Genomic DNA, 24,809 nt, shown 5'->3' with positions numbered 1-24,809 from the left:
GGGCCGGTTGCCTGTCGCGGGCAACCGGCCTTTTTACACCCCGCTTGCCCAGCCACAGCCGATCGGTCTTCGAGCGGACATGGCTTGGCGCTCCTTGAAAGGAGCGAGCGCTTTCTCTACCGTGGCTGCCTGTTTCTTCCGTTGCGGATATCCCATGTCGCTGGCCGGCTCTCGCTCGCTGTTCTCCCTGGTGTTTCTGGTGGGGGCTTTTGCCTCGTGGGCGGCCTTCAACCTGCAAGCCGGAGGTGGCCTGGAGTCGTGCCCGCTGTGGGGCGTGCAGCGCGGGCTGATGCTGCTGCTCGCTGGCACCAACCTGCTGGCTGCGCTGCAGGGGCCCATGCGTTGGGGGCGCCCTTTGTACTGGGGGCTGAACCTGCTGCTGGGAGTGTTGGGGGTGATCACCGCAGGGCGCCATGTACTGCTGCAGAATATTCCTTCCGAGCAATTGCTGGCGTGTCTGCCGGATATGCCATTCATGCTGCGCCACCTATCTTGGTGGCAAGCGCTGCAATTGGTCTTCATGGGGACCGCGGACTGCGCAGAGGTTTCCTGGACCCTGCTCGACATGAGCCTGCCGGAGTGGAGCCTGCTGTTTTTCCTGCTGGTCCTGACCTTGAGCGGTTATCGCCTGCAACGCTCGCTACGGGCCGCGCGCCAGGCTGCGGCGTTGCCCTGAGTCAGTGTTTGGCGGGGGACAGCGGATTAAACGCTTGTATGAACTTTATCTCCTGCGTACCTTGAAGCTGTTGTCGTGCGGGCATAATCTGGCCCGCACCTGTCACTCTAATTCGCTTGCTCGATGCTGTTGCGCCTGACCTGATCCAGGGTCTCCATGGGGGACGGCGGTCAATGGCATGACCCTTGAGGGAAGAGAGATCACCATGCTCGAAAGTTGTCAGAATGCTCAGGAACGTTGGGGTGGAGTTCATCTGCTGATCGACCGCTGGTTGCAGGCGCGTCATGAACTGGTTCGAGCCTATGATGTGCTGGGCGCCGAACCCGAGGCGCTGAGCAAGAGCAAGAAACCCCTGCAAGAGTTCTGCGGAATCCTGGTGGATTATGTCTCCGCCGGACATTTTGAAATCTACGAACAGCTGACCAGCGAAGCCAAGGCCTTTGGTGATAAGCGCGGTCTGGAGCTGGCCGACACCCTCTACCCGCGCATCGACGTGATCACCGAGAAGCTCCTGGCCTTCAACGACCTGTGCGACGCCGGACAGTGCGTGGCGCAAAAATTCAAGGAGCTGGGTGGCCTGCTGCACGAGCGCTTCGAGCTTGAAGATTGCCTGATCGAAGTACTGCACAACGCTCACAAGCAGGAGACGGTGGCCCAGGCCTGAGAGCCGGTCCGCCGGTACATGAAGCGGCACGCCAAGGCGTGCCGTTTTCGTTTCCGGGTTTCAGCCGGCGACAGCCAGCAACTCGATCTCGAACACCAGTGGCGTGTAGGGCGCGATCAGGTCGCCGGCGCCTTCGGTGCCATAGGCCTGGCTGGATGGAATCACCAGGCGCCAGCGGGCGCCGGTAGGCATCTGCGCCAGGGCGCTGCGCCAGCCGGCGATCACGCTGTCCAGGCGGAACCACTGCGGCTGCCGGGCTTCGTCGAACACGGTGCCATCGGGCAGGCGGCCGGTGTAGCGCACCTGGACCGAGCCGTTGGGGTTGGGTTTTGTACCATTGCCGGGAGCCAGCTCAGTAAGCAGGATGCCGTCCGCCAGCTGGCGAACCCCGGGCCTGGCCTTTTCCCCGTCGAGAAAACGTCGTTCGTTTTCCAGTGCGGCTTCGATCTGCGACTTGGCCGATTGCTCGCTGATCTGCGCGTCGTGCTGGGCGAGGATCTGCTCGATGCGCTCGTTCTTGAGCGCCAGCGGCTTGCCGCGATACGCGGCTTTCAAACCCTCCACCAGGGCCTGGATCTGCAGGTCCGGAACTTCGTCGCGCAGCCGTTCGCCGAGGCTCGCACCGAGGCTGTAGGCAAGATCGTGGGCGTCGTCGGGCGGCGGTTCGGCGGTGGCGTGGGCCAACGGCAAGAACAGGCTCAAGGACAAAAACAGGTAACGCGACATGGGCACTCTCCGGCCTGAGTAGCGGTGGATTATGCCAGCGACGAAGCGCTCGTTGGTGGGCAACTTCCAGGGCGGCGAAGAACATTTTCGATCGGCTGCAACGCGCGGCTTTCGATACTGTCAACATGGCCTAGCGGCGGTAACAGCAGAGGTCTAGTATGAGCCGCAACTCACGTCAGCCAGGAGGTAAACCATGTCGGCCAATAAGAAGCCTGTAAATACTCCGTTGCACTTGCTCCAACAGCTGTCGGGCAGCTTGCTCGAACACTTGGAAAACGCTTGTTCCCAAGCCCTGGCCGATGCTGAAAAACTGCTCGCCAAGCTGGAGAAACAACGAGGCAAGGCCCAGGAAAAACTGCACAAGTCGCGCACCAAACTGCAAGACGCCGCTGCAGCTGGCAAAGCCAAGGCACAAGCCAAGGCCAAGGCCGCAGCGCAAGAACTCGAAGAGTTGCTGGACGCACTGAAAGAGCGTCAGGCACAAACCCGCAGCTACATCCTGCAACTCAAGCGCGATGCCCAGGAAAGCCTGAAGCTGGCCCAGGGCGTTGGCAAGGTGAAGGAAGCCGCCGCCAAGGCGCTGACCACTCGTGATGCCAAGCCAGTTGTGGTCGCCGCGAAAAAGCCTGCCGCCAAGCCAGCGGCTAAACCTGCCGCCAAGGCCGCCGCGAAACCAGCAGCCACACCGGCTGCCAAGGCTGCTGCGAAAACTGCCGCCAAGCCGGCAGCAAAACCCGCTGCCAAACCAGCATCGGCCAAGACTGCCGCAGCCAAACCTGCTGCGAAGCCAGCAGCCAAGCCTGTCGCCGCCAAGCCTGCTGCAGCCAAGCCAGCGGCTAAACCAGCTGCCAAGGCCGCCGCGAAACCAGCCGTCAAGCCCGCTGCCAAACCGGCAGCCAAGCCCGCACCGGCCAGGACTGCCGCTGCCAAGCCAGCTGCAGCCAAGCCCGCTACCAAACCTGCTGCGGCCAAGGCGCCAGTGAAGGCTGCGGCCAAACCGGCAGCCAAGCCAACTGCTGCGGCCAAGCCTGCTGCATCTTCGGCAGCCAAGCCTGCTGCCGCCAAACCTGCGGCCAAGCCCGCAGCGAAGAAGCCAGCCGCCAAACCTGCGGCCGCCAAGCCAGCTACCAAGCCAGCCGCCGCCAAACCCGCTGCACCAGCCGCCAAGCCTGCCGCGGCAGCTCCAACCCCAGCGGCTTCGCCGGCTCCCGCCGCGCCAAGCGCTCCGGCTGCTGCTCCAGCGACCCCGGCCGCCAGCACCCCCTCCAGCGCTTCCTAAGCGCTAGCCACCGCGGCGCTCAGCACCTGCAGTGCGCCGCGGTCGGTGGCTCCGGCCGCCAGTCCTTCCAGCCAGTCGTCCAGGCTCCCGGCCTGGTCTGCGGGCCAGTCCCGTACCTGCTCCTGCAAGCGCAACAGCAACCGGCGCTCGGCTTCCAGTTCCAGTGACTTGAGCTGTTCGCGCAGTGTGCCCAGGTCGGTATCGGTGGTTGCCGCCGTGCGCCAATCAATGCGCAACGCCCGCAGTGGTCGGATCACGTCTCGCTGCCATGGCCCGGCCAGCGCCATGAGCCGCGCCAGGCGCTGGCCATCGCACTTCACGCCGCGCCAGCCAAGCCAGGCGCCGCAGAGCAGCAGGCAGACATCGGCGCCGTCGTCCTGCAAGCGCAGGCAGGCTTCCTGCACGCCGGGCAGGGCATAGGTCTTGAGGGAAAAACTCCACAGGTCCGAGGACATAGTGCTACTCGCGCCAGTTGCGAGCGAAGCTGGTAGACTCCGCCGCCATTATGATTCGACTTCAGAACCTGACTTTACAGCGTGGTCCGCAACGTCTGCTAGAAGACGCCGAGCTGACCCTGCACGCCGGCCAGAAAGCCGGCCTGATCGGTGCCAATGGTGCCGGCAAATCCAGCCTGTTCGCCTTGCTGCGCGGTGAGCTGCATCCGGATTCGGGTGACTGCTTCCTGCCCGCCGATTGGCGCATCGCCCACATGCGCCAGGAGGTCGATACCCTCGAGCGCCTGGCCGTGGACTATGTGCTCGATGGCGACCTGCGCCTGCGAGAGGTGCAGCGCGACCTGGCCGCCGCCGAAGCGGCCCAGGACGGTGCCGCCCAGGCCCGCCTGCACGCCGAACTCGACAGCGCCGATGGCTATACCGCCGATGCCCGGGCGCGCAAGCTGCTGGCCGGGCTGGGGTTCACCAACGAGCAGATGGATCGCCAGGTCGGCGATTTCTCCGGGGGCTGGCGGATGCGCCTGAACCTGGCCCAGGCCCTGATGTGCCCATCGGATCTGTTGCTGCTCGACGAGCCCACCAACCACCTGGACCTGGACGCGATCCTCTGGCTGGAAGACTGGCTCAAGGGGTATCCCGGTACCTTGCTGCTGATTTCCCACGACCGCGATTTCCTCGATGCCGTGGTCGACCATGTGGCCCATGTCGAGCAGCGCAAGCTCACCCTCTATCGCGGTGGCTACAGTGCCTTCGAGCGTGCCCGGGCCGAGCGCCTGGCCCAGCAGCAGCAAGCCTACGAGAAGCAGCAGGCGCAGCGTGCGCACATGGAGAAGTACATCGCCCGCTTCAAGGCCCAGGCCACCAAGGCCCGCCAGGCCCAGAGCCGGATCAAGGCCCTGGAACGCATGGAGGAGCTGTCGGCGGCCCACGTCGATTCGCCTTTCGACTTCGTGTTCCGTGAGTCGCAGAAGATCTCCAGCCCACTGCTCGACCTGTCCGATGCTCGTCTGGGCTATGGCGACAAGACGGTGTTGGAGAAGGTCAAGCTGCAGCTCACTCCGGGAGCGCGGATCGGCCTGCTGGGCCCCAATGGTGCTGGCAAGTCGACCCTGATCAAGAACCTCTCCGGCGAGCTGGCGCCGTTGGCCGGGCGCCTGACCCGGGGCGAGAACACCGTGGTCGGCTATTTCGCCCAGCACCAGCTGGACTCCCTGGATTCTAAGGCCAGCCCGCTGCTGCACCTGCAGCGCCTGGCACCCACCGAGCGTGAGCAGACCCTGCGCGACTTCCTCGGCGGGTTCGACTTCCGGGGGGCACGTATCGACGAGCCGGTGCTGAATTTCTCCGGTGGCGAAAAGGCCCGGCTGGCCCTGGCGCTGATCGCCTGGGATCGCCCCAACCTGCTGCTGCTCGACGAACCGACCAACCACCTGGACCTGGAGATGCGCCTGGCCCTGACCATGGCCCTGCAAGAGTTCAGCGGTGCGGTACTGGTGGTCTCCCACGATCGCCACCTGCTCAAGAGCACCACCGACAATTTCCTGCTGGTGGCCGACGGCAAGGTCGAGGAGTTCGACGGCGACCTGGATGACTACGCCCGCTGGCTGGTGGACTACCGCCTGCGCAGCGCGCCAGTCAGCAGTGCTCCGGTGAACGCCGACAAGACCGACAAGAAGGCCCAGCGCCAGGCCGCAGCGGCCCTGCGCCAGCAACTGGCACCGCACAAGCGCGAGGCCGAGAAGCTCGAGGCCGAGCTGGGCAAGGTCCATGCTCGCCTGGCGCAGATCGAGGCCAGCCTTGGCGACAGCGAGCTGTATGAGGCGGCCCGCAAGGATGAGCTGCGCGACCTGCTGGCCGAGCAGGCCAAGCTCAAGATCCGCGAATCCGAGCTGGAAGAAGCCTGGATGGAAGCCCTGGAACTGCTGGAGAGCATGCAGGCGGAGCTGGAGGCGTTGTCCTGATGGAAACCCTGCAACTGCCGTTGCCGGCGCAGTGGATCGGCCCGTTGTGGCTTGGCGTGCAGATCCTGCTGATCCTCCTGGCGGGCTACCTGGCCCAACGTTTCGTGGCCCGTGGCCTGACCCGCCTGGGCCAGCGCTATCCATTCCCGCCGCAGTTGCTGATGCCCCTGCGTGGAGGGCTGCGCTGGCTGATCATGGGCAGCGCGGTGATCTTCGTGCTGGAGCGTCTGGGCGTATCGGCCACGGTATTGTGGACCGCCCTGTCCGGTTTCGTCGCGGTGGCGGCCGTGGCGTTCTTCGCCATGTGGAGCGTGCTCTCCAACCTGCTGTGCGCGATTTTGATCTTCACCGTCGGCCCGTTTCGCCTGGGCGATGTGGTGGAGCTGGTGGATACCCTCGACAAGCCGGGAATCAAGGGCCGGGTGGTGGCCATCAACCTGCTCTACACCACCCTGATCGAGCCCGAGGAGGCCGGTACCGGCAGCGCCATGGTGCAGGTGCCCAACAGCCTGTTCTTCCAGCGCTCGGTGCGCCGTTGGCGTGGCACTGATGTGCTGCCTGTGGGGCTCGACGAGACGTAGCCGGCCATAGCCCGTTCGCTGTGGCCGTTGCCGAAGTCCGCGAGCAGCAGCGGCCCTTGGCCAGGCCCGCATCACTTCCCGATAAAAAAACATGGTCAGCCACGGATCGGAGGATTAGCTTAGGCAGTCACGTCCAATTCGATCCGAGGTGTGCGATGGTGCTTGAGACATGGCTGGCGTTCTTCGCCGCCAGTTGGGTAATCAGTCTTTCTCCGGGAGCCGGCGCGATCGCGTCGATGTCCTGCGGCCTGCAATACGGCTTCTGGCGTGGTTACTGGAACGCCCTGGGACTGCAACTGGGCCTGGCCATGCAGATCGCCATCGTCGCCGCGGGTGTTGGCGCGATCCTGGCGGCTTCCGCCACGGCCTTCTATGCCATCAAGTGGTTCGGCGTGGCCTACCTGGTGTACCTGGCGGTCAAGCAATGGCGCTCCGTACCCAGCGATCTTAGCGACGACGCGGCCATCCGGCCGATCGGCAAGCCCCTGGCCCTGGTGTTCCGCGGGTTCCTGGTGAACATCAGCAACCCCAAGGCGCTGGTGTTCATGCTGGCGGTACTGCCGCAGTTCATCGACCCCCACGCCCCCTTGCTCAAGCAGTACCTGATCCTCGGCGCCACCATGATCGTCGTCGACCTGATCGTCATGGCCGGCTATACCGGGCTGGCTTCCAAGGTCCTGCGCCTGTTGCGCACCCCGGTCCAGCAGCGGCGCATGAACCGTACCTTCGCCGGCCTGTTCCTGGGCGCGGCGGGCTTGTTGGCGACTATCCGCAAGGCTGCGGTCTAGCTGCCCCGGCCATAAAAAAGGCGACCTGCGGGTCGCCTTTTTCATTGCCTGCTTGCTCAGCGCAGGATCACCGGAGCGGTGTCTGCCGGCAGGTTGTTGCGGGTCGGCGCCTGGCCCTGGGGCGCGTAGCCGCCGCGGCCCAGTTGCTCGGCCATCTGCCGGGTGACGTCCTCGCCCAGGGCCTTGGAGACTTCGCGCACCACCCGTGGACGGTTCAGCGAGACACGAATGTCGCGGCTGTTCACCAGCTTGGTGTCCTGGCCTTCGCCCATGGCGGTGAACGCCGAGGTGATCTCGAAGGTACGGGTGTTGATCAGGCTGAAATCCGCCACCAGGGTCAGACCCAGGATCGCCGAGTAGCTGTTGGTTTCAGCGATCTCGTTGATGTCCTGGGTGAAGTCGATATCCGACACTGTGCCGAACAGCACGTAGTCGGCGCCCTTGAAGTTACCGGCCTTGATGCGCTTGATCACGTCGTAGACGTTGGCCTTGGACGCCTCGGTGTGGGGCGAGCCCTGCACCAGCTGGAACATCCCGGACTTGAGGATCCCGCCCTTGATGTCACCGGTGAACTTGCGCAGCTCGCCTTCCTCGATGTAGCTGGTGCTGGCTTCCAGCTCGTTGTAGCTGGATGAGCCACTGGCGCTGTAGTAGCCCTCGCGGTAGTTCTGCTGGGCCGAGACCACGTGGATGTATTCCTGCACACGTTCCTGGTAGGCCAGGTCCATGACTGCGACTTTGGGGGCCGCCTGCGCACCGAATGCGCAGGCCAGGGCCAGGATGCCGATCCATGCACGCATTGCTTAGCGCTCCGTGGTCTTGCGGATCTCTTTTTCGTCCATCCATTCAGCCAGACCGCTTTCGACGTCGATCAGTTGCAGGCTGAATTTGTAGAAGACGTCCTTGTAGTCGCTGCTGCGCTTGACGATGGAACTGATGGAGCCCTCGAGGCGGTACTTGGCGGCGATCATGTTGCCGGTCTTGGCCACACTGGACTTCTTGTACAGGCCGCTCTGGTTCTGCAGCTTGAGCTGGTCGACCTGGCTCTGCATGGCGTTGTTGTCGCTGGCGAAGCGGGCAGTGCCGGACTTCATCAGCTGGGTCTTGATCGACGTGGTGATCTCGCGGGTGTCGATGTACTCGCTGGTCTTGTTCTTCACGTCGTAGACCTGCACCACTGGGCGACCCTGGAGGATGCCGGACTGGGCCAGGGAGCGGGTCATGGATTCGGCGATCATCTGCAGGTCGGTGGAGCCGAACTCGTTGGTCACCAGTTCCACGGCCTTGCTGTCGCCGTAGCTGATGTTCTTGCCGCCCAGGACCGGGGAGTTGTTGGCGCAGCCGCTGGCCAGCAGGGCGGCCACGGCGAGGAAGGAAAAGCGTGCAAACATGGAAGTGCTCTCTTGATCGGGTTCAGGGACGACTTATTGGGTTTTGACTTCCAGGCGGAAGTCGGTGGCCTTGGGTACCGGGGCGATGGCCGGCAGGAAGCTGGCCTGGGAGCCGTACAGGTTGAAGACTTTCCAGCTTTCTTCATCGGCGACCGGGAAGCCGTCGTCGCCCAGCCAGGCAAAGCGGTAGTACATGGCCTTGTTGCTGCGGCTGGTGTTGTTCAGCGCCACCTTGACCGTCAGGAAGCCGTTCTCACGGGCGACCCGCATCGCACCGACGGTGATGTCGTCGAACTTGCCCATCACCACCACCTTGCTGGCGGCGCTGCCGGGGGCGGGAGGTGGTGGGGTGGCGCAGCCGGCCAGGAGGGCCAGGGCAGCGACGGCGAGAAGTTTCAAGCGCATGGGATGCTCCGCTCAGGGACGTTGGTTGCTGGCCATGTTCTGGCCGACGTTGTTCGGGATGACGTGGGCGGCCAGGCCGCTGCTGAACACCTGGTTGCCGACCACGCGCAGGGCGATCACCTGGTAGCGCTGGTCGACCTTGACCTGCACCTGGGTACCGCCCAGGGCGCTGGGCAGGCTGAGCCTGTGCTCGCCCTGCTTGAGGCGCAGGCGTGTCACCTGGGTGGCGTCCGGCAGGGTGCGCCAGGTGCGGGTGTCGGCACCTTCGGTGATGGCCGAGGCCAGGCCCACGGCGAGGCCGGCCAGGGGGTTGGCCTCGTTCAGGTTCTTTTGCGCGACGCCACGGGTCACGGCGCGCACGGTGGTGCGCAGGATGATGCCCGGCATGTCGTCACGCAGGGCGCGGCGGGACATGGCAGTGGTGCTGTTGAGCAGGGTCAGGTCCTGCTGCCGGCCGTCGATGCCGATCTGGGCGAAGGCCTGGGTCGAGGTGTCGGCCTTGATCACCGGGAACGACAGCGGGGTGATCACCAGTTTGTCGTGGATCGGGATGGGCAGGGGGATGCGCACCGAGTCGCGGGCCGGGGCCAGGCCGCTCTGCACCACGATCAGCACTTCGCTTTCATCCTCTGCCAGGGCCGCTGGCGCCGGTGGGCGGACCGGGGTCTTGGCCGCGACCTTGCGTTTGTTCTTGCCCGAAGCCTTGGCTGGAGCCTCGACCTGTACCGGCTCCACCGGGGCGTCCAGGTTCAGCAGGGCCTGTTCCAGCAGCGGTGTGTTGGGGCGCAACTCGGCGGCCTTGCGGTAACCGGGGGCCGCCAGGTCCTTCTCGCCCAGGGCCTCGTAGACGAAGCCCGCCAGGTAGTGGCTGAAGGCGCTCTGGTAGCTGTTCTTCAGGTTGGTCACTTCCGGGGCGTCGAGGGCGGCCACCGGGTAGCCCTGGAGGTCCTTGTACTGGGTCTTGATTCCTTGCTTCTCGGCTTCGTCCTCGCGCTTGAGGTATTCCTTGTCCCGCAGTTCGGCGATCACCGCCTCGCGTTCGTGGGTCTTCTTGATCGCCATGCGGGCGCCGTCGAAGTCGTTGCTGGCCAGCAGGTTCATGGCCATCTGGGTGGTCAGCATGACTTTTTCGTAGTCGTAGCCTTCGTAGCGGCGGACCTTGTCGTTGATCAGGAAACTACCGAACTGGGCCAGGTATTTCTCGCTGTCGAACTTGACCGAGTCTTCCCAGTTGCCCACCACTTGGTCGGCGTGGCCCCAGGCTGCCTGGCTGCCGGCCAGGTCGCCCTTGGCGCGCAGCAGTTCACCCTTTTCGAAGTAGTAGAGCAGGTCCTTGTCTTCACCCTGGTTGTTCTTTTCCAGCAGGGTCAGGGCGGCATCGAGGTTGCCGGCGCGCAGCTGCTGGTTGGTTTCCTGGAGTTCGCTGTCGTAGCTGCGAAAGACCGAACAGCCGGCAAGCAAAGTGATTGCGCCGAGCGCAACCGTGGTGAGGGCGCGGGATGCCATGGGTACTTCTTCTTCCCTGAATGAAACAGCCTGGCTGCGGGTCGGGCTGGACGAACCCTCTGGCAGGAAAGCTGGACACCTGCCAATTCCTCATTAAAAGAGGAGCTTAAATAGCGACTCGCGATAACGAGGGCGCGGCATTATAGACATCGGACCTGGCGCTGTAATGGCTTTTTAACGTTGTCTTGATTGGTGATTGCCAGTATTGGGCAACGACTTGCGGAGATCTTCGACGCGCAGTTGCGGGCTGTTGCGGCAGGCAGTGCAAAGGAAGCGTGAGCTTGTCGATGCTGAAACGCTTGATCGGCAATAGATGCCGACAATTTGCGTTAACCCGCTGAGTACCTGTGCCGGTGCCGTCGGCCTGGCCGCGAGGCTGCGCAAGCAACAGCGGAGGAGGAACCGCAGGGCTAGTGCTTGCGGGCTGAAGATGTTTCAGAAGGCCGATAAACCTTGAGTGAAACCGATTGGAAGGGAACAATATGTTACTTCGTATTTCCCTTTGAGAATCATTCATGACTGCCCCTTCCCGTTTACTGGCGCTGCTGGTACTGCCGGTACTGGTGTTCTGCAGCTCCAACCTCCTGGCCGATACCGTCGATGGCGCGCCCAAGGCCTTGCATTTGCTGGACTACATCGGCGCGGACTACCCGGCCACGGTGGCGGACGGCAAGGTCATCGATGAGTCCGAGTACCGTGAGCAGGTGGAGTTTCTCGGGGTCTTGCAGGGGTTGATCGCCGACTTGCCGGCCAAGCCGGAGAAGGCCGAGTTGGAGCAGGGCATCACCAGCTTGCGCAAGGCGGTCGCCGACCGTGTGGAAGGCGGCCAGGTCGCGCATCAGGCGCGGCAGATGGGCGCTCGGCTGGCGGTGGCCTACGAGGTCAGCCAGGCCCCGGTCATCACCCCGGATCCTTCCCGTGGAGCGCCGTTGTACGCCCAGCACTGTTCGGTATGCCATGGCCAGCAAGGGGTCGGTGACGGCCCGGCGGGCCTGGGCATGACGCCGCCGCCGGCCAACCTGCGGGATACCGAGCGCCTGGATCGCCTGAGCCTGTACGCCATCTACAACACCTTGGGACTGGGAGTGGAGGGCACCGACATGCCGTCCTTCGCCGATCAGCTGGATGACCGCCAGCGTTGGGACCTGGCGACCTACATTGCCGGCTTCAGCGCCGATCCGGCAGCGGCCAAGGGCGAGCAGGACTTCAATCTGGCGGACCTGGCCCGGCAGACCCCGGGCGAGGTCCTGGCCGCCCAGGGGGCACGGGCCGCGGCGACATTCCGGGCCCAGCGGGCCCAGCCACCGCAGGTCAAGCGCGGTCCGGGGCAATTGCTGGACTACACCGCGTCGACCCTGGACAAGAGCCTCGCGGCCTATCGCAACGGCGATCGTGAGCAGGCCTACGATCTTTCGGTGGCAGCGTATCTGGAAGGGTTCGAGCTGGTGGAAAGCTCCCTGGACAACGTCGACGCCGCCGTGCGCAAGGACACCGAGAAAGCCCTGATGGCCTACCGTCAGTCGCTGCAGGATGGGCTGGCGGTGGAACAGGCCGAGCAGCGCCTGGACGCAGCCAAGGCCAAGCTCAAGGAGTCCGCGGAACTGCTGGGCGGCGACAGCCTGAGCTGGTCCCTGAGCTTCATCTCCGGCTTGCTGATCCTGCTGCGCGAGGGTCTGGAAGCCATCCTGGTGCTGGCGGCGATCCTCGCCTTCCTGCGCAACACCGGCCAGCAGTCGGCGGTACGCAGCGTCAACGTCGGCTGGGGCCTGGCCCTGTTGGCCGGCCTGGGAACCTGGGCCCTGGCGGCCTATGTGATCGATGTCAGCGGTTCCCAGCGCGAGTTGCTGGAAGGCGCCACCGCGCTGTTCGCCAGCGTGATGGTGTTGTGGCTCGGGGTGTGGATGCACGACCGCCGGCACGCTGCGGCCTGGCAGGACTACATCAAGAGCAGCCTGGTGGGCGGCGGCGGTCGCTTCGGGTTCGCCGTGCTGGCGTTCTTCTCGGTCTACCGCGAGCTGTTCGAAGTGATCCTGTTCTACGAAACCCTGTGGCTGCAGGCCGGTCCAGCCGGGCACAACGCGGTGCTGGCCGGTGGCGGCACCGCCCTGGTGCTGCTGGTGGGCCTGGCCTGGGTGATCCTGCGGGGTTCGGCCAAGCTGCCCCTGGCGCTGTTCTTCAGCATCAACGCCGCATTGCTGTGCGCCTTGTCGGTGGTCTTCGCCGGTCATGGCGTCAAGGCGCTGCAGGAAGCAGGGATCTTCGGTACCCGGCCGGTGCCGTTCTTCGACTTCGACTGGCTGGGCATCCATGCCGACGCCTACTCGCTGGGGGCCCAGGCCGTGGCGATCGTGGCGATCGCGGTACTCTACAGCCGCAGCCGGATGAGCGAGAAGCGCCGCCTGCAGGCCTCCTGAACCGAGGCCTGACCCTCGCGGGCAAGTCGCTCCTACAGCGGCTTGCCCGTTTTGCATTGTGTAAGGAGAAGATTCGATGCGTGTCTGGATCGATGCCGACGCTTGTCCCAAGGCGGCCAAGGAGCAAGTGGTGCGCTTTGCCCTCAAGCGCCAGTTCGAGGTGCTGCTGGTGGCGGGGCAGCCGCAGATCAAGCCGCCGTTCGCCTGCGTCAAGCTCATCGTGGTGCCCAGTGGTCCGGATGCCGCGGACGACTACCTGGTGGAGCACGCGGTGCCCGGCGAGCTGGTGATCTGCAGCGACGTGCCCTTGGCCGACCGGCTGGTGAAAAAGGGCGTGGCGGCCCTCGACCCACGAGGCAAGGAGTTCGATGCGCAGAACATGGGCGAGCGCCTGGCGGTACGCAACCTGTTCACCGACTTGCGGGAGCAGGGCCAGGTCAGCGGTGGGCAAGCGCCCTATGGGGATCGGGAGAAGCAGGCGTTCGCCAATGCCCTGGACCGGATCCTGACCAGGCTGGCGCGCCAGGGCTGATGCGGCGGGGGAGCATGCGCTCCCCGGCCGTTGGCGTAGTTGTTACTGCTGGCCTTCGTGGGTCAGTTCCAGTACCCGGTCCACCAGCTTGTTGATGCCGGCGGCGGCCTGGCTGATGGACTGCGCCAGCATGTAGGCCGGAGTGGTCACCAGCTTGCGGGCCTTGTCCTCGATGATCTCGTCCACCGCGCACTCGGCATGGTTGGCGCCCATCTTGCCCAGGGCGGCGGCGGTGTCGACATCGTTGCCGATGGTGCACGTCACGCCGGGGCCATAGATCTTCGCGGCCATGGCCGGGGCGATGCACATCAGGCCCACCGGCTTGCCGGCTTCGGCGAAGGCTTCGGCCAGGGCCAGGACATCGGCCTGGACCGAGCAGGCCGCGCCTTCGGTGGCGAAGCTGGAGAGGTTCTTGGCGGCACCGAAGCCCCCGGGAACGATCAGCGCGTCGAAGTCCTCGACCTTGGCCTCGCGCAGGTCCTTGACCTCGCCGCGGGCGATGCGCGCCGACTCCACCAGGACGTTGCGGGTCTCGGGCATGGTGTCCCCGGTCAGGTGGTTGAGTACGTGCATCTGCGGGATGTCCGGGGCGAAGCACTGCACCTGGGCACCACGCTGGTCGAGGCGCAGCAGGGTGATCACGCTTTCATGGATCTCGGCGCCGTCGAAGACTCCGCAACCGGAAAGGATCACTGCAACTTTTTTGCTCATGGGTTTTCTCCAGGTTCATCGCGCTAAATGTCCGGCAGTTTGTCACCAGTCGCCGCAGAGGGGTATCACGATCGGGCCGGGATTTTTCCGGGCGCGTCGAGCAGCGGCCATACCGTCTTGGAAAACCGTTGGGTGCGCGAGTTCAGGAGTTCGAGGAGTAGGGCGGTTCGAGGAATCGAGAGTCGCGGCGCCCATGTCCAGGCGCCGCGTAGGGGCCGCTTACTCGGCCGGCTTGTTGTGCTGCTCGGCTTGTTCGGCTTCGTAGATCTGCTTGGCCAGGCGGGCATTCTTGAAACGCCGCCGCAGCCACAGGCAGAAGCCCAGGACCAGCAGGGCGCCCAGGACCCACAGCTCGTACTTCTTGATGCTGCCGAGCATGCCTTCCATGACGGCGCCGAAGTGGAAGGCTGCCTGCGCCAGGGCCACCGCCCAGATCGCCGCGCCAATGCCGTTGAGCAGCAGGTAGCGTCCCGGCGGATAGCCGGACAGGCCAATGGCCACCGGCATCACGGTACGCAGGCCGTAGACGAAGCGGAAGCTCAACACCCAGATGTCCGGGTGCTTGCGAATATGCTCCAGTGCCCGGTCGCCCATCATCTGCCAGCGCGGCCTGCGCGCCAGCAACTTGCGGCCATGCTTGCGCCCCAGGAAGTACCACAGCTGGTCACCGGCATAGCTGCCGAAGAAGGCAACCACCATCACCAGGTTGATATCCATGTATCCACGGAACGCGAGAAACCCGGCTAGAACCAGAATGGTCTCGCCTTCGAAGAACGTGCCGAGAAAGAGGGCGAAGTAGCCGAAATCCTGAAGAAATTGTTGGAGCATTGTCTGGATGCTGGCGAAATGAACGCGCAGCCTACCCCTTCGACGGCGTTGGGGAAAGTATCGAAATGTGTCTCGACGTGAACATTTCCCCTCAATGACAATGTGTGTTGCTGTCGGTCAACAGCTTGAGCATAACTGTCATCTGTTCGTCATAATGCCCGCTTATAACTGTCACGCTCGCCCGCCAGCGCGGGCCATGGAGTCCGTCGTGAGCTTTACTCCCGCCAATCGTCTGTTTCCGGCCACTCGTCTGCGGCGTAACCGTCGCGATGACTTTTCCCGACGTCTGGTGCGCGAGAATCGCTTGAGCGTGGACGACCTGATCCTGCCGGTGTTCGTGCTCGACGGCGAGAATCGCCGTGAGGCGGTGGCCTCGATGCCGGGTGTCGAGCGCCTCAGCGTCGACCTGCTGCTGGAAGAGGCGGCGCACTGGGTCGAGCTGGGGATTCCCGCCCTGGCCCTGTTCCCGGTGACGCCCGGGGAACTCAAGTCCCTGGACGCTGCCGAAGCCTGGAACTCGGATGGCATCGCCCAGCGTGCCACCCGTGCCTTGCGCGAACGCTTCCCGCACCTCGGGGTGATCACCGACGTCGCCCTGGACCCGTTCACCACCCACGGCCAGGACGGCATTCTCGACGCACAGGGCTACGTGCAGAACGACGTCACGGTAGATGCCCTGGTGCGCCAGGCCTTGTCCCACGCCGAAGCTGGCGCCCAGGTGGTGGCACCCTCGGACATGATGGATGGTCGTGTCCAGGCGATCCGCGAAGCGCTGGAGCTGGCGGGTCATGTCAACGTGCGGATCATGGCCTATTCGGCCAAGTACGCCAGCGCCTACTACGGGCCTTTCCGCGATGCAGTGGGGTCGGCGCTGAACCTGGGCAAGGCCGACAAGGCCTCGTACCAGATGGACCCGGCCAATGCCGAGGAAGCCCTGCATGAAGTGGCGGCGGACCTGGCCGAAGGCGCGGACATGGTCATGGTCAAGCCGGGAATGCTTTATCTGGACATCCTCTGGCGGGTCAAGGACGCCTTCAAGGTGCCGACCTTCGTCTACCAGGTCAGCGGCGAGTACGCCATGCACATGGCGGCGATCCAGAATGGATGGTTGGCCGAGGGGGTCGTTCTCGAGTCCCTGACTGCTTTTAAACGTGCAGGTGCCGATGGCATCCTGACTTACTTTGCCGTTCGTGCTGCTCAATTGTTACGAGAGCAAAAATAGCCCTCCCAGGAACACGCGATGAATACCGAAGGACTCACAGAAGTTGCCGTAAAAGAAGCCCAGCCAGTGGTCGAACAAGTAGCCGAGACCCCGCCGGAGCTGGAGCCCGTTCCCGCGGCCCCGGCCACCGAGGCGCAACCGGTGCCGGCCATCGTCATCCCCAACCTGGACGACAGCAGCCTGTACATCCACCGCGAGCTGTCGCAACTGCAGTTCAACATCCGCGTGCTGGAGCAGGCGCTGGACGAGTCCTATCCACTGCTGGAGCGCCTGAAGTTCCTGCTGATCTTCTCCAGCAACCTGGACGAGTTCTTCGAGATCCGGGTCGCCGGCCTGAAGAAGCAGATCACCTTCGCCCGTGAACAGGCTGGCGCCGACGGCCTGCAACCGCACCAGGCGCTGGCACGCATCAGCGACCTGGTGCACGGTCATGTGGATCGTCAGTACGCGATCCTCAACGACATCCTGTTGCCGGAGCTGGAGAAGCACCAGATCCGCTTCATCCGTCGTCGCTACTGGACCGCCAAGCTCAAGACCTGGGTCCGTCGCTACTTTCGCGACGAGATCGCGCCGATCATCACCCCCATCGGCCTGGACCCGACGCACCCCTTCCCGCTGCTGGTGAACAAGAGCCTGAACTTCATCGTCGAGCTGGAAGGCATCGACGCCTTCGGCCGCGACTCGGGCCTTGCGATCATCCCGGCCCCGCGCCTGTTGCCGCGGATCATCCGGGTGCCGGAAGAGGTGGGCGGCCCTGGCGACAACTATGTGTTCCTGTCGTCGATGATCCATGCCCATGCCGATGACCTGTTCCAGGGCATGAAGGTAAAAGGCTGCTATCAGTTCCGCCTGACTCGAAACGCCGACCTGGCACTGGATTCCGAGGATGTCGAGGACCTGGCCCGTGCCCTGCGCGGCGAGCTGTTCTCCCGCCGCTACGGCGACGCGGTGCGCCTGGAAGTGGCCGATACCTGCCCCAAGCACCTGTCGGACTACCTGCTCAAGCAGTTCAACCTGCACGAGACCGAGCTCTACCAGGTCAATGGCCCGGTGAACCTCACGCGCCTGTTCAGCATCACTGGCCTGGACAGCCATCCGGAGCTGCAGCACCCGCCGTTCACCCCGCAGATTCCCAAGCTGCTGCAGAACAGCGAGAACATCTTCAGCGTCATTAGCAAGCAGGACATCCTGCTGCTGCATCCCTTCGAGTCCTTCACCCCGGTGATCGACCTGCTGCGCCAGGCCGCCAAGGATCCCCACGTGCTGGCGGTGCGCCAGACCCTGTACCGCTCCGGGGCCAACTCGGAGATCGTCGACGCCCTGGTGGATGCGGCGCGCAACGGCAAGGAGGTCACCGCGGTGATCGAACTGCGCGCGCGCTTCGACGAGGAGTCCAACCTGCAGATGGCCAGCCGCCTGCAAGCGGCCGGCGCGGTGGTGATCTACGGCGTGGTGGGCTTCAAGACCCACGCCAAGATGATGCTGATCCTGCGGCGCGAGCAGGGCGAGATCGTGCGTTATGCGCACCTGGGCACGGGTAACTACCACGCGGCCAATGCCCGCCTTTACACCGACTACAGCCTGCTCACCTCTGACGACGCCTTGTGCGAGGACGTCGGCAAGCTGTTCAGCCAGCTGATCGGCATGGGCAAGACCCTGCGCATGAAGAAGCTCTTGCATGCGCCGTTCACCCTGAAGAAGGGCATGCTCGACATGATCGCCCGGGAGACCCAGTTCGCCCTGGACGGCAAGCCGGCGCACATCATCGCCAAGTTCAACTCGCTGACCGATCCGAAGATCATCCGCGCGCTGTACAAGGCCAGCCAGTCCGGCGTGCGCATCGACCTGGTGGTGCGTGGCATGTGCTGCCTGCGCCCGGGGATCGCCGGGGTGTCGCACAACATCCACGTGCGCTCGATCATCGGGCGCTTCCTGGAGCACACCCGGGTGTTCTACTTCCTCAACGGCGGCGAAGAGCAGATGTTCCTGTCCAGTGCCGACTGGATGGAGCGCAACCTCGACAAGCGGGTCGAGACCTGCTTCCCGGTGGAGGGCAAGAAGCTGATCCTGCGGGTCAAGAAGGAGCTGGAGAGTTATCTCACCGATAACACCCACAGCTGGAGCCTGCAGTCCGACGGGCGCTATGTGCGCAACACGCCGACCGGCAACCAGAACCCGCGCAGTGCCCAGGCTACCTTGCTGGAGCGCCTTGGCAGCCCGGTCTTGCCGGTGCGCTAGGTTCAGCCGGCGCCAATGAAAAAGGCCAGCCCGAGTGATCGGGCTGGCCTTTTTGTTTGCCCGGTGCCGGGCTCAGCTGACGTTGAGTACGATGCCGACCCGGGTCAGCCATTCGGCCTCGAGGGCGAAGTCCGCCTGGGTCAGCTGGTTTTCATCCAGCCAGTTGGCCGGGAACTTCACGTCCAGCTGGTCGCCGTTGGCGCTGAGCTGCACCTGGGGCATCTGCTGGGTACCGCGGATGTGGTGGAACAGGATGGCGAAGCGCAGCAGCACGCAGAGACGGATCAGCTTGATGCCGTCGTCGCCGAACTCGGCGAACTTCTCCTTGGGAATATTGCGGCGGTGACCGCGTACCAGCAGGGCCAGCATTTGCTGGTCCTCACGGGAGAAGCCAGCCAGGTCCGAGTGTTCGATCAGGTAGGCGCCGTGCTTGTGGTAGTGATAGTGGGCGATATCCAGGCCCACTTCATGCACCTTGGCGGCCCAGCCCAGCAGTTCGCGCCAGATGCCGTCTTCCAGGTCCCAGTCGGCCGCCACCTGGTCGAAGGAGCGCAGGGCCTTGCCTTCGACCCGCGAAGCCTGTTCCAGGTCCACGTGGTAGCGCTCCATCAGCGAGCCCAAGGTGCGCTCGCGGACGTCTTCATGGTGATGACGGCCCAGCAGGTCGTAGAGCACGCCTTCGCGCAGGGCGCCTTCGCAGTGATCCATGCGCTGCAATTCCAGGGCATCGAAGATCGCCTCGAGGATCGCCAGGCCAGCAGGGAAGATGGCCCGGCGGTCGGGCTTGATACCTTCGAAGTCGATCTTGTCGACGTCGCCGAGCTTGAACAGCTTGCGCTTGAGCCAGGCCAGGCCTTCGACGTTGATCTCGCCGCTGCCCTGGCCGCCGGCCTTGAGGGCCAGGCCGATGGCGCGAATGGTGCCGGAGGAGCCGATGGCTTCATCCCAGGTCAGGCGATGCAGCGCATGTTCGATGCTCATGATTTCCAGGCGTGCGGCGGTATAGGCCTGGGCGTAGCGGGCCGGGGTGATCTTGCCGTCGCGGAAATAGCGTTGGGTGAAGCTCACGCAGCCCATCTGCAGGCTTTCGCGCAGCAGGGGCTCGAAGCGCTGGCCAATGATGAACTCGGTGCTGCCGCCGCCGATGTCGGCCACCAGGCGCTTGCCGGGGGTGTCAGCGAGGGTATGGGAAACCCCGAGGTAGATCAGGCGCGCTTCTTCACGTCCGGAGATGACTTCCACCGGGTGGCCGAGGATCTCTTCGGCCCGGCGGATGAATTCGCCGCGGTTGCGGGCTTCGCGCAGGGCGTTGGTGCCGACGATGCGCACGGTGCCCTGGGGCATGCCGTTGATCAGCTGGGCGAAACGCTTGAGGCAGTCGAGCCCGCGTTGCATGGATTCTTCGTTGAGCTGGCGCTCTTCATTGATGCCGGCAGCCAGCTGAACCTTTTCACCCAACCGCTCGAGAATGCGGATTTCACCGTTCCGGGCCTTGGCCACGACCATGTGAAAGCTGTTGGAGCCCAGATCGATCGCGGCGATCAGGGACAGATTCTTGGCTTGGGATTGGGGCATGGCTGGGGGTCTCGGTCGATAACCTCGCCATCCTGCCACGATCAACGGCTCGCGCCAACGCGCAGTGGCCAATGCGTTGATTCATCGCATCAAACCTTGCGCCAGCCGGCATTCCCAGATGTGCCATGAGGGACTTGAGAGCGCTGGTGCTACCGCTCATCCGGTCGATTTCCGTGCGCAGGATTGCCCGAAGGGCGCCTGGGCCGCGTGCAAAGGCACATGTAGCGGCCTCGACGACATTAATAGGAGATGCCGCACGAAGTTGTCCCGGCTTTTATAGGCATCGGTGGAATTCTCGCTTTGCGCCGGGCTGAGCTATACCCAAACTCAAGGGGCACCATAGTGAGAGTCAATCACCTGCGGCTTCCTGAACGCAGGAAGGGCAGATATGATGGGCCACGTTTTTTTGCTTACAACCTGGAGAATTCCATGAGCAGCGATCTCATCAAACACGTCAGCGACGCCAGCTTCGAGGCCGATGTACTCAAGGCCGAAGGCGCTGTACTGGTCGACTACTGGGCTGAGTGGTGCGGCCCATGCAAAATGATCGCTCCGGTTCTGGACGAAATTGCCGAGACTTACAAGGGCAAGCTCACCGTTGCCAAACTGAACATCGACGAGAACCAGGAAACCCCGGCCAAGCATGGCGTACGTGGTATCCCGACCCTGATGCTGTTCAAGAACGGTAACGTTGAAGCCACCAAGGTCGGTGCGCTGTCGAAGTCGCAACTGGCGGCTTTCCTCGACGCCAACATCTGAACCTCGGTTTCAGCATGTTAGAAAAGGCCCCGCAAAATGCGGGGCTTTTTCGTAATTGAGGGCTAGACGCTCCGAAACTCAGGTGTTACATTCGGCCCCGCACTGGTTTCTCCAGTGCCCCCTGCAAGCCGTCGCCGACGCTCTCCTTTTCAAATAAGTACGCGATCCTGTCGCCTTCTCCGCGGCGCGGCCTCATTAAGCCAAAAGCTTAATTTCCCCCTCTATAAATGATTACGTCATTCCTATATGAATCTGACTGAACTCAAGCAAAAGCCGATTACCGAACTGCTCGAATTGGCCGAACAGATGGGCATAGAAAATATGGCCCGTTCGCGCAAGCAGGACGTGATTTTCTCCCTGCTGAAAAAGCACGCGAAAAGCGGTGAGGAAATCTCCGGTGATGGCGTGCTGGAGATCCTCCAGGACGGCTTCGGCTTCCTTCGCTCCTCCGATGCCTCCTACCTGGCCGGGCCGGACGATATCTACGTGTCGCCAAGCCAGATCCGTCGCTTCAACTTGCGCACCGGTGACACCATCGTTGGCAAGATCCGCCCTCCGAAGGAAGGCGAGCGTTACTTCGCGCTGCTCAAGGTCGATACCATCAACTACGACCGTCCCGAGAACGCCAAGAACAAGATCCTGTTCGAGAACTTGACCCCGCTGTTCCCCAACGATCGCCTGAAGATGGAAGCCGGCAACGGTTCCACCGAAGACCTCACCGGCCGTGTCATCGACCTGTGCGCCCCGATCGGCAAGGGCCAGCGTGGCCTGATCGTCGCTCCGCCGAAAGCGGGTAAAACGATCATGCTGCAGAACATTGCGGCCAACATCACCCGCAACAACCCCGAGTGCCACCTGATCGTCCTGCTGATCGACGAACGTCCGGAAGAAGTGACCGAGATGCAGCGCACCGTGCGTGGCGAAGTGGTCGCCTCCACCTTCGACGAGCCGCCAACCCGCCACGTGCAAGTGGCCGAGATGGTGATCGAGAAGGCCAAGCGCCTGGTCGAGCACAAGAAGGACGTGGTGATCCTGCTGGACTCCATCACCCGCCTGGCCCGTGCCTACAACACCGTGATCCCGAGCTCCGGCAAGGTCCTGACCGGTGGTGTCGATGCCCACGCCCTGGAGAAACCCAAGCGTTTCTTCGGCGCCGCGCGGAACATCGAGGAAGGCGGCTCGCTGACCATCATCGCTACCGCGCTGGTCGAGACCGGCTCGAAGATGGACGAAGTGATCTACGAAGAGTTCAAGGGTACCGGCAACATGGAACTGCCCCTGGACCGTCGTATCGCCGAGAAGCGCGTATTCCCGGCCATCAACATCAACAAGTCCGGTACCCGCCGCGAAGAGCTGCTGACGGCCGACGACGAGCTGCAGCGCATGTGGATCCTGCGCAAGCTGCTGCATCCGATGGATGAAGTCGCCGCCATCGAGTTCCTGGTCGACAAGCTGAAGCAGACCAAGACCAACGATGAATTCTTCCTGTCGATGAAGCGCAAGTAACATCAGCGGGTCGAGCGAAAGCCGGGGCAACCCGGCTTTTTGCTGTCTGCACTTTGGCCATTGCGGCCTGAACGGCGCTACACTCTGCACCCCGACCGATACGGCCAACACGAGGCTCTTGCATGCAGTATCGCGATTTGCGCGACTTCATTCGTGGCCTGGAACAGCGCGGTGAACTCAAGCGCATCCAGGTTCCCATCTCTCCTGTCCTGGAAATGACCGAAGTCTGCGACCGCACCCTGCGCGCCAAGGGCCCGGCGCTGCTGTTCGAAAAACCCACGGGTTTCGACATCCCGGTGCTGGGCAACCTGTTCGGCACCCCCGAGCGGGTGGCCATGGGCATGGGCGCCGAGTCCACCGACGAATTGCGCGAGATCGGCAAGCTGCTGGCCTTCCTCAAGGAGCCCGAGCCGCCCAAGGGCCTGAAGGATGCCTGGTCCAAGCTGCCGATCTTCAAGAAGGTCGTGTCGATGGCGCCGAAGGTGGTCAAGGACGCGGTGTGCCAGGAAGTGGTGGTCGAGGGCGACGATGTCGACCTTTCGCAGTTGCCGATCCAGCATTGCTGGCCGGGCGACGTGGCGCCGCTGATCACTTGGGGCCTGACGGTGACCCGCGGACCGAACAAGGACCGACAAAACCTGGGCATCTATCGGCAACAGGTGATTGGGCGCAACAAGGTGATCATGCGCTGGTTGAGCCACCGTGGCGGCGCGCTGGATTACCGCGAGTGGTGCGAAAAGCACCCGGGCCAGCCATTCCCGGTTTCCGTGGCCCTGGGGGCCGACCCGGCCACCATCCTCGGTGCCGTGACCCCGGTGCCGGACACCCTGTCCGAATATGCCTTCGCCGGCCTGCTGCGAGGTAACCGCACCGAACTGGTGAAGTGCCGGGGCAATGACCTGCAGGTCCCAGCTACCGCCGAGATCATCCTCGAGGGCGTGATCCATCCGGGCGAAATGGCCCCGGAAGGCCCCTATGGCGACCACACCGGCTACTACAACGAAGTGGACAGCTTCCCGGTGTTCACCGTGGAACGCATCACCCATCGCACCAAGCCGATCTACCACAGCACCTACACCGGGCGTCCGCCGGATGAGCCGGCGATCCTCGGCGTGGCGCTCAACGAAGTGTTCGTGCCGATCCTGCAGAAGCAATTCCCGGAGATCACCGACTTTTATCTACCGCCCGAGGGCTGCTCGTACCGCATGGCGGTGGTGACCATGAAGAAGCAGTACCCGGGCCACGCCAAGCGCGTAATGCTCGGCGTGTGGTCGTTCCTGCGACAGTTCATGTACACCAAGTTCGTTATCGTCACCGACGACGATATCAACGCCAGGGACTGGAACGACGTGATCTGGGCCATTACCACGCGCATGGACCCCAAGCGCGACACGGTGATGATCGACAACACCCCGATCGACTACCTCGACTTCGCCTCGCCGGTATCCGGCCTGGGTTCGAAGATGGGGTTGGACGCCACTCACAAGTGGCCCGGAGAAACCACCAGAGAGTGGGGACGGGTCATCGTCAAGGATGAGGCGGTCACCCGCCGGATCGATGCCATCTGGAATCAATTAGGAATAGATTGATGCGTGTAACCTTGCAGCCCTCCGGAGCGGTGCTAGAGACACTGCCCGGCGAGCGTATTCTCGATGCGGCGAGGCGCCTGGGCTATGACTGCCCCCAGAGCTGCCGCAATGGCAACTGTCACGTCTGTGCTGCCCTGTTGGTGGAAGGCAGCGTGCGGCAGGCCGGCGATGTGCGTGACCACGGCGAGTTCTACACTTGTATCGCGGAGCCGCTGCAAGACTGCATCGTGTTGTGGGACGGCGTCCTTGCGCTGGGAGAGTTGCCGGTGCGCAGCCTGTCGTGTCAGCTCGTTGAATGCCTGGAAGTCGGCGGTGATGTCTGGCGGGTCCGGCTGCGGGCGCCGGCGGGCAAGCCGCCGCGCTACCACGCCGGCCAATATTTGCTGCTGGAGCGGGACAACGGCGAGAAGTCGGCGTTTTCCCTGGCCTCGGCGCCTCACTGCGGGCGTGACCTGGAGCTGCATGTGCTGGCCCGGGAAAACAGCGCGCAAAGCCTGATGGAACAACTGCAGCGCAACGGCATGGCCCGGGTCGAGTTGCCGTTTGGCGACACCCACCTGGCCGAGCTGCCCGATGGTCCGCTGGTGTTGATCGCCGCTGGCACCGGCATGGCGCAGATGCACAGCTTGATCGAGCATTGCCGGGCCAAGGGTTTCAAGCACCCGGTGCACCTGTATTGGGGTGTACGCCGGCCCGAGGACTTCTACCAACTGGAGCACTGGGACCAGTGGCAGCAACTGCCCAATCTCTACCTGCACAAGGTGGTCAGCGACCTGTGTGGCTGGGAAGGGCGCTGCGGCATGCTGCATGAGGCCGTGAGCGAGGACATCGACGACCTGTCGTCGGTGCATGTCTATGCCAGCGGTTCGCCGGCGATGATCTACGCCACCCTCGACGCCCTGGTGAGCGCCGGCATGGACGCCCACCAGATGCGTGCGGACGTGTTCGCCTACGCTCCGCGGTCCTGATCCTGCCGACCCTGTACCGCGCGTTATAACTTGCT

Annotated in this window: 23 protein-coding genes; 14 read left to right on the top strand and 9 right to left on the bottom strand. The window is 63.7% G+C overall.

The window, feature by feature from the left end; all coding sequences use genetic code 11:
- The first annotated feature begins 154 nt into the window (after positions 1-154).
- Together C4K40_RS30350 and C4K40_RS30345 are read left to right on the top strand one after the other, a co-directional pair.
- Positions 155-676, top strand: a complete 522-nt coding sequence (locus tag C4K40_RS30350) for a disulfide bond formation protein B (RefSeq protein WP_022641785.1) — start codon at positions 155-157, stop codon at positions 674-676.
- 205 nt (positions 677-881) lie between these two features.
- A complete protein-coding gene (locus tag C4K40_RS30345) occupies positions 882-1,340 on the top strand; it encodes an Rsd/AlgQ family anti-sigma factor (RefSeq protein ID WP_022641784.1) in 459 nt (152 codons plus the stop codon).
- 60 nt (positions 1,341-1,400) lie between these two features.
- Here C4K40_RS30345 and C4K40_RS30340 read toward each other — a convergent pair whose 3' ends face one another.
- The gene (locus tag C4K40_RS30340; protein ID WP_022641781.1) at positions 1,401-2,066 is read right to left on the bottom strand and encodes an FKBP-type peptidyl-prolyl cis-trans isomerase; all 666 of its coding nucleotides are present in this window, start codon (positions 2,064-2,066) and stop codon (positions 1,401-1,403) included.
- Positions 2,067-2,259: 193 nt separating this feature from the next.
- Between C4K40_RS30340 and C4K40_RS30335 the strand changes: the two genes are divergently transcribed.
- Positions 2,260-3,345 carry an AlgP family protein gene (locus C4K40_RS30335; protein ID WP_053133718.1) on the top strand — a complete coding sequence of 362 codons (1,086 nt, stop codon included), beginning with the start codon at positions 2,260-2,262 and terminating at the stop codon, positions 3,343-3,345.
- On the opposite strand, the gene C4K40_RS30330 is transcribed toward C4K40_RS30335, so the two are convergent.
- Positions 3,342-3,800, bottom strand: coding sequence for a TIGR02444 family protein (locus C4K40_RS30330; RefSeq protein WP_022641779.1), 459 nt, complete (start codon positions 3,798-3,800; stop codon positions 3,342-3,344). The genes C4K40_RS30335 and C4K40_RS30330 overlap by 4 nt on opposite strands.
- A gap of 50 nt (positions 3,801-3,850) precedes the next feature.
- Between C4K40_RS30330 and C4K40_RS30325 the strand changes: the two genes are divergently transcribed.
- The 3 genes from C4K40_RS30325 (at position 3,851) to C4K40_RS30315 (ending at position 7,130) form a co-directional block, all read left to right on the top strand.
- Positions 3,851-5,761 (top strand): ATP-binding cassette domain-containing protein, encoded by a 1,911-nt coding sequence (locus C4K40_RS30325; protein ID WP_022641778.1) that lies wholly within the window; start codon positions 3,851-3,853, stop codon positions 5,759-5,761.
- Positions 5,761-6,342 carry a mechanosensitive ion channel family protein gene (locus C4K40_RS30320; RefSeq protein WP_022641777.1) on the top strand — a complete coding sequence of 194 codons (582 nt, stop codon included), beginning with the start codon at positions 5,761-5,763 and terminating at the stop codon, positions 6,340-6,342. Before C4K40_RS30325 ends, C4K40_RS30320 begins: the two co-directional genes overlap by 1 nt.
- Before the next feature lie 155 nt (positions 6,343-6,497).
- Positions 6,498-7,130: a LysE family transporter gene (locus C4K40_RS30315; protein WP_031320684.1), complete on the top strand. Its 633-nt coding sequence runs from the start codon at positions 6,498-6,500 to the stop codon at positions 7,128-7,130.
- Between the two features lie 56 nt (positions 7,131-7,186).
- On the opposite strand, the gene C4K40_RS30310 is transcribed toward C4K40_RS30315, so the two are convergent.
- The 4 genes from C4K40_RS30310 to C4K40_RS30295 are packed head-to-tail and all read right to left on the bottom strand — an operon-like array spanning position 7,187 to position 10,432.
- Entirely contained in the window at positions 7,187-7,930 is a 744-nt protein-coding gene (locus C4K40_RS30310) for a hypothetical protein (protein WP_022641775.1), read from the bottom strand.
- 3 nt (positions 7,931-7,933) lie between these two features.
- Entirely contained in the window at positions 7,934-8,521 is a 588-nt protein-coding gene (gene lpoB / locus C4K40_RS30305; RefSeq protein ID WP_022641774.1) for a penicillin-binding protein activator LpoB, read from the bottom strand.
- A 33-nt stretch (positions 8,522-8,554) separates the two neighbouring features.
- Positions 8,555-8,926 (bottom strand): YcfL family protein, encoded by a 372-nt coding sequence (locus tag C4K40_RS30300; protein WP_022641773.1) that lies wholly within the window; start codon positions 8,924-8,926, stop codon positions 8,555-8,557.
- Positions 8,927-8,938: 12 nt separating this feature from the next.
- Positions 8,939-10,432, bottom strand: a complete 1,494-nt coding sequence (locus tag C4K40_RS30295) for a COG3014 family protein (RefSeq protein ID WP_053133721.1) — start codon at positions 10,430-10,432, stop codon at positions 8,939-8,941.
- Positions 10,433-10,947: 515 nt separating this feature from the next.
- Between C4K40_RS30295 and C4K40_RS30290 the strand changes: the two genes are divergently transcribed.
- On the top strand, positions 10,948-12,846 hold the full coding sequence (locus C4K40_RS30290; RefSeq protein ID WP_053133724.1) for an FTR1 family protein: 1,899 nt from the start codon (positions 10,948-10,950) through the stop codon (positions 12,844-12,846).
- A gap of 76 nt (positions 12,847-12,922) precedes the next feature.
- Entirely contained in the window at positions 12,923-13,378 is a 456-nt protein-coding gene (locus tag C4K40_RS30285) for a YaiI/YqxD family protein (protein WP_022641771.1), read from the top strand.
- A gap of 42 nt (positions 13,379-13,420) precedes the next feature.
- Here the strand turns inward: C4K40_RS30285 and elbB are convergent, their stop codons facing one another.
- Both elbB and C4K40_RS30275 read right to left on the bottom strand, forming a co-directional pair.
- The gene (gene elbB / locus C4K40_RS30280; RefSeq protein ID WP_022641770.1) at positions 13,421-14,089 is read right to left on the bottom strand and encodes an isoprenoid biosynthesis glyoxalase ElbB; all 669 of its coding nucleotides are present in this window, start codon (positions 14,087-14,089) and stop codon (positions 13,421-13,423) included.
- 219 nt (positions 14,090-14,308) lie between these two features.
- Positions 14,309-14,917, bottom strand: a complete 609-nt coding sequence (locus C4K40_RS30275; protein WP_053133727.1) for a DedA family protein — start codon at positions 14,915-14,917, stop codon at positions 14,309-14,311.
- A 208-nt stretch (positions 14,918-15,125) separates the two neighbouring features.
- Here C4K40_RS30275 and hemB point away from each other — a divergent pair, with 208 nt between their 5' ends.
- Positions 15,126-16,139 carry a porphobilinogen synthase gene (hemB, locus tag C4K40_RS30270; protein ID WP_053133730.1) on the top strand — a complete coding sequence of 338 codons (1,014 nt, stop codon included), beginning with the start codon at positions 15,126-15,128 and terminating at the stop codon, positions 16,137-16,139.
- 18 nt (positions 16,140-16,157) lie between these two features.
- Positions 16,158-18,377, top strand: a complete 2,220-nt coding sequence (ppk1, locus tag C4K40_RS30265) for a polyphosphate kinase 1 (protein ID WP_053133733.1) — start codon at positions 16,158-16,160, stop codon at positions 18,375-18,377.
- 72 nt (positions 18,378-18,449) lie between these two features.
- Here the strand turns inward: ppk1 and ppx are convergent, their stop codons facing one another.
- Entirely contained in the window at positions 18,450-19,952 is a 1,503-nt protein-coding gene (gene ppx / locus C4K40_RS30260; RefSeq protein WP_053133736.1) for an exopolyphosphatase, read from the bottom strand.
- A 429-nt stretch (positions 19,953-20,381) separates the two neighbouring features.
- Here ppx and trxA point away from each other — a divergent pair, with 429 nt between their 5' ends.
- The 4 genes from trxA (at position 20,382) to C4K40_RS30240 (ending at position 24,774) form a co-directional block, all read left to right on the top strand.
- Complete coding sequence (gene trxA, locus C4K40_RS30255) at positions 20,382-20,711, top strand: thioredoxin TrxA (protein WP_003206727.1); 330 nt, start codon at positions 20,382-20,384, stop codon at positions 20,709-20,711.
- 246 nt (positions 20,712-20,957) lie between these two features.
- A complete protein-coding gene (gene rho / locus C4K40_RS30250) occupies positions 20,958-22,217 on the top strand; it encodes a transcription termination factor Rho (RefSeq protein WP_022641764.1) in 1,260 nt (419 codons plus the stop codon).
- A 122-nt stretch (positions 22,218-22,339) separates the two neighbouring features.
- Positions 22,340-23,806 (top strand): 4-hydroxy-3-polyprenylbenzoate decarboxylase, encoded by a 1,467-nt coding sequence (gene ubiD, locus C4K40_RS30245; RefSeq protein WP_022641763.1) that lies wholly within the window; start codon positions 22,340-22,342, stop codon positions 23,804-23,806.
- Positions 23,806-24,774 carry a CDP-6-deoxy-delta-3,4-glucoseen reductase gene (locus C4K40_RS30240; RefSeq protein WP_022641762.1) on the top strand — a complete coding sequence of 323 codons (969 nt, stop codon included), beginning with the start codon at positions 23,806-23,808 and terminating at the stop codon, positions 24,772-24,774. Before ubiD ends, C4K40_RS30240 begins: the two co-directional genes overlap by 1 nt.
- Positions 24,775-24,809 lie beyond the last annotated feature (35 nt).

The organism is Pseudomonas sp. CMR5c, from assembly GCF_003850545.1.
Taxonomy (GTDB): Bacteria; Pseudomonadota; Gammaproteobacteria; order Pseudomonadales; family Pseudomonadaceae; genus Aquipseudomonas; species Aquipseudomonas piscis.
This window is presented reverse-complemented; position numbering and strand designations above follow the sequence as displayed.

Bases quoted from the DNA above. Each gene is read 5' to 3' on its own strand.
- C4K40_RS30350 (WP_022641785.1), top strand. From the start codon at position 155: ATGTCGCTGGCCGGCTCTCGCTCGCTGTTCTCCCTGGTGTTTCTGGTG.
- C4K40_RS30345 (WP_022641784.1), top strand. From the start codon at position 882: ATGCTCGAAAGTTGTCAGAATGCTCAGGAACGTTGGGGTGGAGTTCAT.
- C4K40_RS30340 (WP_022641781.1), bottom strand. From the start codon at position 2,066: ATGTCGCGTTACCTGTTTTTGTCCTTGAGCCTGTTCTTGCCGTTGGCC.
- C4K40_RS30335 (WP_053133718.1), top strand. From the start codon at position 2,260: ATGTCGGCCAATAAGAAGCCTGTAAATACTCCGTTGCACTTGCTCCAA.
- C4K40_RS30330 (WP_022641779.1), bottom strand. From the start codon at position 3,800: ATGTCCTCGGACCTGTGGAGTTTTTCCCTCAAGACCTATGCCCTGCCC.
- C4K40_RS30325 (WP_022641778.1), top strand. From the start codon at position 3,851: ATGATTCGACTTCAGAACCTGACTTTACAGCGTGGTCCGCAACGTCTG.
- C4K40_RS30320 (WP_022641777.1), top strand. From the start codon at position 5,761: ATGGAAACCCTGCAACTGCCGTTGCCGGCGCAGTGGATCGGCCCGTTG.
- C4K40_RS30315 (WP_031320684.1), top strand. From the start codon at position 6,498: ATGGTGCTTGAGACATGGCTGGCGTTCTTCGCCGCCAGTTGGGTAATC.
- C4K40_RS30310 (WP_022641775.1), bottom strand. From the start codon at position 7,930: ATGCGTGCATGGATCGGCATCCTGGCCCTGGCCTGCGCATTCGGTGCG.
- lpoB (WP_022641774.1), bottom strand. From the start codon at position 8,521: ATGTTTGCACGCTTTTCCTTCCTCGCCGTGGCCGCCCTGCTGGCCAGC.
- C4K40_RS30300 (WP_022641773.1), bottom strand. From the start codon at position 8,926: ATGCGCTTGAAACTTCTCGCCGTCGCTGCCCTGGCCCTCCTGGCCGGC.
- C4K40_RS30295 (WP_053133721.1), bottom strand. From the start codon at position 10,432: ATGGCATCCCGCGCCCTCACCACGGTTGCGCTCGGCGCAATCACTTTG.
- C4K40_RS30290 (WP_053133724.1), top strand. From the start codon at position 10,948: ATGACTGCCCCTTCCCGTTTACTGGCGCTGCTGGTACTGCCGGTACTG.
- C4K40_RS30285 (WP_022641771.1), top strand. From the start codon at position 12,923: ATGCGTGTCTGGATCGATGCCGACGCTTGTCCCAAGGCGGCCAAGGAG.
- elbB (WP_022641770.1), bottom strand. From the start codon at position 14,089: ATGAGCAAAAAAGTTGCAGTGATCCTTTCCGGTTGCGGAGTCTTCGAC.
- C4K40_RS30275 (WP_053133727.1), bottom strand. From the start codon at position 14,917: ATGCTCCAACAATTTCTTCAGGATTTCGGCTACTTCGCCCTCTTTCTC.
- ppk1 (WP_053133733.1), top strand. From the start codon at position 16,158: ATGAATACCGAAGGACTCACAGAAGTTGCCGTAAAAGAAGCCCAGCCA.
- ppx (WP_053133736.1), bottom strand. From the start codon at position 19,952: ATGCCCCAATCCCAAGCCAAGAATCTGTCCCTGATCGCCGCGATCGAT.
- trxA (WP_003206727.1), top strand. From the start codon at position 20,382: ATGAGCAGCGATCTCATCAAACACGTCAGCGACGCCAGCTTCGAGGCC.
- rho (WP_022641764.1), top strand. From the start codon at position 20,958: ATGAATCTGACTGAACTCAAGCAAAAGCCGATTACCGAACTGCTCGAA.
- ubiD (WP_022641763.1), top strand. From the start codon at position 22,340: ATGCAGTATCGCGATTTGCGCGACTTCATTCGTGGCCTGGAACAGCGC.
- C4K40_RS30240 (WP_022641762.1), top strand. From the start codon at position 23,806: ATGCGTGTAACCTTGCAGCCCTCCGGAGCGGTGCTAGAGACACTGCCC.